The following is a 4,307-nucleotide window of genomic DNA, read 5'->3' as shown; positions in this document are numbered from 1 at the left end:
CGGTATTATGCAGCAAGCTCACCGTAAAGCGTTGAGGTAGGCTCATAGCGACACCCGTAGGATTGTTCCCTACGGTTCTCATTCGTACCAGATTTGTTCTGCCTGACTCATTCAATGGGGAAAGGCGGACGAATGGCGCTTGCTCATTCGTGGAGAGGGGGTATGATGCCACGCATCCGTAGAGGGTCAACCGTGCGCGATATCCGTCCAGACCTTAAAGAGCGTCTCGCCGAGCTTGATAGCCGGATGAGCACGTTAGTGGCGGAGTACAATCGCCGTAAAAATGAATTAGATAAAGAATTTGCAGAGCGTGAGCGTGAACTGAACGATGAACGCAGCGCGACAGGCGCGCTGTTAGCAATTGAACAGCGACGGCACGGAGATGCTACGGCTCCGTCTTCTCCAACCCTAACTATGGGACTTGCGGACTTTCTATTAAACGAAACTCGCAAAAAAGAGATGGCGTCCAAAGACGATCTTAGATCAGCCGCTGCTCTTGCTGGATATTTTCCTAACGGCGAGAGCGGCGGCAGAGCAGTTCATACGACTCTGCTAAATCTTGTGCGCGCCGGCCGTCTTGCTGAAGCAGCTGACGGCTTATATTATGCACCCGAGAGCTTAGACCTCGAAAAACTAGTAAATTCAGAAAAAGCAGATGTTTTCAGCTAGTGTACGAGGGCAGAAATAGGATGAAAAAACTACACGCTTGCTCTCTGGCATAGGTTCGAGCCGGGAGAGAACGAAGTCGGGCCGGAATTCCCTCTGCAAAGGGAACCCGGCCCGGCCAGGACCGCCCATCGTGAATGCTTCCGGCTGGAAGCCTCCCTGATGCGCAGCACGCAGCTATAAGATCGCATCATAGGGAACAGGTTTCAAGCCGGACGCGCATCCCCAGTAACCGCTTTTGCGGAGGATGATTTATGTCCGCTGAATTCCCGTGCAGCCCTGAGACCGCAGGGCATATTCTCCACGCAGTCAAAGTCCTCGGCTGGTCTCAGGCCAGAGCGTCGCACTACTTCTGCGTTAATGGCGGCACAGTCAGCAAGATCGTGCGCGGCCTCGCGCATCAAGGAGTTGGGCCGCTCCCTTTCTGATCTGAGGGAAGCGCATCGTCCGTAAGTGCGATGCCAGCCGGACTCTCCAATAGCGTGAGTCCGGCCTCCTCAAACGCGCGCTTCATCGCCAGCAGGTTGTTGGCGATGGGCGTGCGCAAGCCGTTCTCGAACTGGCGTATCGTGCTCAGTCCTACGTTTGAGCGTTTGGCTAGGTCTGGTTGCGACCAGTCCAGCCATCCTCGGGCAGCGCGGCATTGCTCAGGCGTCATCGTCACTGAGAGGTAGCGCGGCCGAGTTTTTGCGTCAAGGGCGATTGAAAGCGTTGACCTGGCATCTTTGAGCGCATAACGTCCACCTTAACGCAAAACGTTGAGGCGGCGCCGTGGCTCAGCACTTCCTTCTCTCCACCGCTGCCCGCTCCCTGAGCCTCGTCAGCGTCGCCCGCATGTCTGACGACCAAGCCTGGACCACGTTCAAGCTGATCCGCTGGGCAGAGACCAAGGGCGAGCCCTACTGCCCGCGCTGTGGCTGCCTCACTCACAGCTTCCTCTCCACCCGCAAGCTCTGGAAGTGCAAGGGCTGCTCCCATCAGTACAGCGTGACCAGCGGCACCATCTTCGCGAACCGCAAGCTCGCGATCCGCGATTACCTCATGGCGATGGCGATTTTCGCCAATGGCGCCAAGGGCCACAGCGCGCTCCAACTCTCCCGCGACCTCAACGTCCAGTACCGCACCGCTTTCGTCCTCGCTCATAAGCTCCGGGAGGCAATTGCGGCCGAGAAGGCAGAGGCTACCGTCTCTGGTACGGTGGAGGTCGATGGCGCCTACTTCGGCGGGTACGTGAAGCCCGCCAACCACAAGGAGAACCGCGTAGACCGGCGTCTCGCTGTCAACCAGACCGGCAAGCGCCGGGTCGTGGTCATCATGCGCGAACGCGGCGGGAGCACCCTCCCCTTCGTCTTCAAGAGCGAGACGGCTTCGGTTGAGACAATCGGCAAGCGTGTCGCCGAGGGCAGCACCATCCACGCTGACGAGGCCGCTGGCTGGGACGTGCTGCACAAGCGCTACCTGACCAAGCGCATCAACCATCAGCAGGCGTACAGCGCCGACGACGCCTGCACCAACCAAGCCGAGTCGTTCTTCTCCCGTCTCCGTCGGGCCGAGATCGGCACGCACCATCACATCGCCGGCCCTTACCTTGCGGCCTACGCGGGCGAGATGGCGTGGCGCGAGGACAACCGCCGCATCAGCAACGGTCAGCAGTACCTTCGGATGGCCGAAGCCTCGCTCCGGCATCCTCCGTCCCTGGCCTGGACGGGCTACTGGCAGCGGCATCGGGCGAAGGTGGCGTGATGGCCCTCCCTCAGATCGTCACCACCCTCCGCACCAAGCGGGATGAGATCGAGGCCCACATTGCCGAGCTACGCCGCCAACTGGCGGCAGCGGAACGCGACCTGTCCAGCGTGACAGCCGTTCTCGCGCTCTATGACCTCTCCCCGGCCACGCAGACACGCTTCCCGGCCTACGCCCACCTCAACCGGCTGTTCGCCTACGGAGAGATGTTCAAGCTGTGCAAGGCGACGCTCGAGGAAGCGGGGGAACCGCTCACGACGCGCGAGTTGGCGCTAGCTGTCATTCGGGCAAAGGGATGGGACGAGGAGGATCGACTTTTGAAACGCGCGGTCGCCTACCGCCTGATCCAATCATTGAATAGGGCGGCCGCTCAGGGCAGGATTTTTGTCGCGGGCAAGAAAAAAAATGTTAAAATGTGGCAATCTGTATGAAGTATAATAAATTAAGGAAAATATTATTTGGCTTCAAGCTCTACGTCAGGCGCCGATTTGACTCTTAGTCCGCCAATCCGCAATTTTTCGCCATCAAAATTTGCAAATACTCGAATAGATCCATCCGCCTTGATCCTCATTCCAACAAAACTAAGGATCGCCCGATGCCTTACGTACAATGGGGTACCATCTTCACGCTCTAATTCACCTTGCCATACTTTCTCACTTTTTTGCGCTTTTATGCTCTTAAATGGTTCCTCGCCACTATCTGGCAAATATATTTCGATTTCAAGATCCTCTACTTTCTTTGCTTTGATCATATATATTGATATATCCAAGCACAATCTCGGTACAATGTAAGGCAGACTAGCAGGTATTGACATGCCACCATCGTAGCAGCCAATGAGGCTTCTTTGGCCGCCAATTTCGCGCCTAACGTCTTCGCAAAAATTAACGTGCCCGTATCTTTCCATAATTATGCGTCCTCAAGCTGTTCAATATCATCCAGCACCGCTAGATGAGGAGCTATCGCAGATTGCTCTCCGTCATAGCTAGCTTCATAGGTATTCTCATTTTTTTGCTTGAGCTTAAAAACAATGTCCAAATCCATTGCCCAAGCATAATCGGCAATTTTCGATAGCGACATATTCACGCCACTATTCAAATCTCGGCTGACAACTGATTTATGCACATCGAGTTTGTTGGCAAGATCGTCTTGACTGATGTTACTTTTCACCTTCTCATGGACAAACGCACGAACAAGCTCATCTCTAACCATACCTATGAGACGGGACGTCTTGCGGCGCCTAGAGCCGATCTCGAACAGATATGACATCATAGGGCTCCGTCCCATAAACACAGAATTGGCTTTCGCACCCCAAGGCCTTGCGCCTCCGGATGATGTCGCCTTTGATGTGCCCATAAAGGGCATCAAAGCCAGCGAAATCGCCCGTACCCTTGGCGATGTCAGCCTTGACCAAGTGCATGCATGCAAAATGGTTCCTGCTCAGGAACCATCCAAAAAGGCGTAGATCTGGTGTTTTGAGTTCCCAGACCGCATCACTGCCCGGTTCCATTGAGTGGAACTCGCGGTCGTGATGGAGCCTTCGCCCAGAGACGAAGGCATGCAAGAGATCGTCAAGCTGGTCGGGAAGGCGCTGGTCGGACCCATATGAGGAGGCCTCATCCGCCTCCCTAAGCCGGTCCAATGATCTCAGAAAGTCACTAGGACCATAGAGAAATCTCCATGCCTCAGGGCTTCCGTCGAGGGGGATCTCGATCGGGGTCAAGCCTGCTATGACCAATCTGGCGCTGGTTGGCATATAAGTCAACTGGCAGGAGGGGGCGGTCGCGCGTTTCGCTCAACCGATGCATAATCTGACACATACAAGTCGAGATAGAAGCCGCCAAGGCCAGGTGGATCAAGCCGACATCAACGCTTTCCGGTGAGCTTGCTGCATAATACCG

The 4,307-nt window shown here is 55.7% G+C and carries 6 protein-coding genes; 3 read left to right on the top strand and 3 right to left on the bottom strand.

What is annotated here, in order from left to right; genetic code table 11:
- The first annotated feature begins 192 nt into the window (after positions 1–192).
- Entirely contained in the window at positions 193–669 is a 477-nt protein-coding gene (locus tag G4G93_RS35205) for a hypothetical protein (protein ID WP_165091947.1), read from the top strand.
- Between the two features lie 397 nt (positions 670–1,066).
- On the opposite strand, the gene G4G93_RS35200 is transcribed toward G4G93_RS35205, so the two are convergent.
- Positions 1,067–1,324, bottom strand: coding sequence for a helix-turn-helix domain-containing protein (locus G4G93_RS35200; RefSeq protein WP_165091945.1), 258 nt, complete (start codon positions 1,322–1,324; stop codon positions 1,067–1,069).
- Between the two features lie 113 nt (positions 1,325–1,437).
- Here G4G93_RS35200 and G4G93_RS35195 point away from each other — a divergent pair, with 113 nt between their 5' ends.
- Complete coding sequence (locus tag G4G93_RS35195) at positions 1,438–2,409, top strand: IS1595 family transposase (RefSeq protein WP_165091943.1); 972 nt, start codon at positions 1,438–1,440, stop codon at positions 2,407–2,409.
- On the top strand, positions 2,409–2,840 hold the full coding sequence (locus G4G93_RS35190; protein ID WP_165091941.1) for a hypothetical protein: 432 nt from the start codon (positions 2,409–2,411) through the stop codon (positions 2,838–2,840). Before G4G93_RS35195 ends, G4G93_RS35190 begins: the two co-directional genes overlap by 1 nt.
- Positions 2,841–2,863: 23 nt before the next feature.
- On the opposite strand, the gene G4G93_RS35185 is transcribed toward G4G93_RS35190, so the two are convergent.
- Complete coding sequence (locus G4G93_RS35185) at positions 2,864–3,160, bottom strand: hypothetical protein (RefSeq protein WP_165091939.1); 297 nt, start codon at positions 3,158–3,160, stop codon at positions 2,864–2,866.
- Between the two features lie 155 nt (positions 3,161–3,315).
- Entirely contained in the window at positions 3,316–3,675 is a 360-nt protein-coding gene (locus tag G4G93_RS35180; RefSeq protein ID WP_165091937.1) for a hypothetical protein, read from the bottom strand.
- Positions 3,676–4,307: the final 632 nt, after the last annotated feature.

The organism is Methylobacterium sp. DB0501 (genome assembly GCF_011043735.1).
Taxonomy (GTDB): Bacteria; Pseudomonadota; Alphaproteobacteria; order Rhizobiales; family Beijerinckiaceae; genus Methylobacterium; species Methylobacterium alsaeris.
This window is presented reverse-complemented; position numbering and strand designations above follow the sequence as displayed.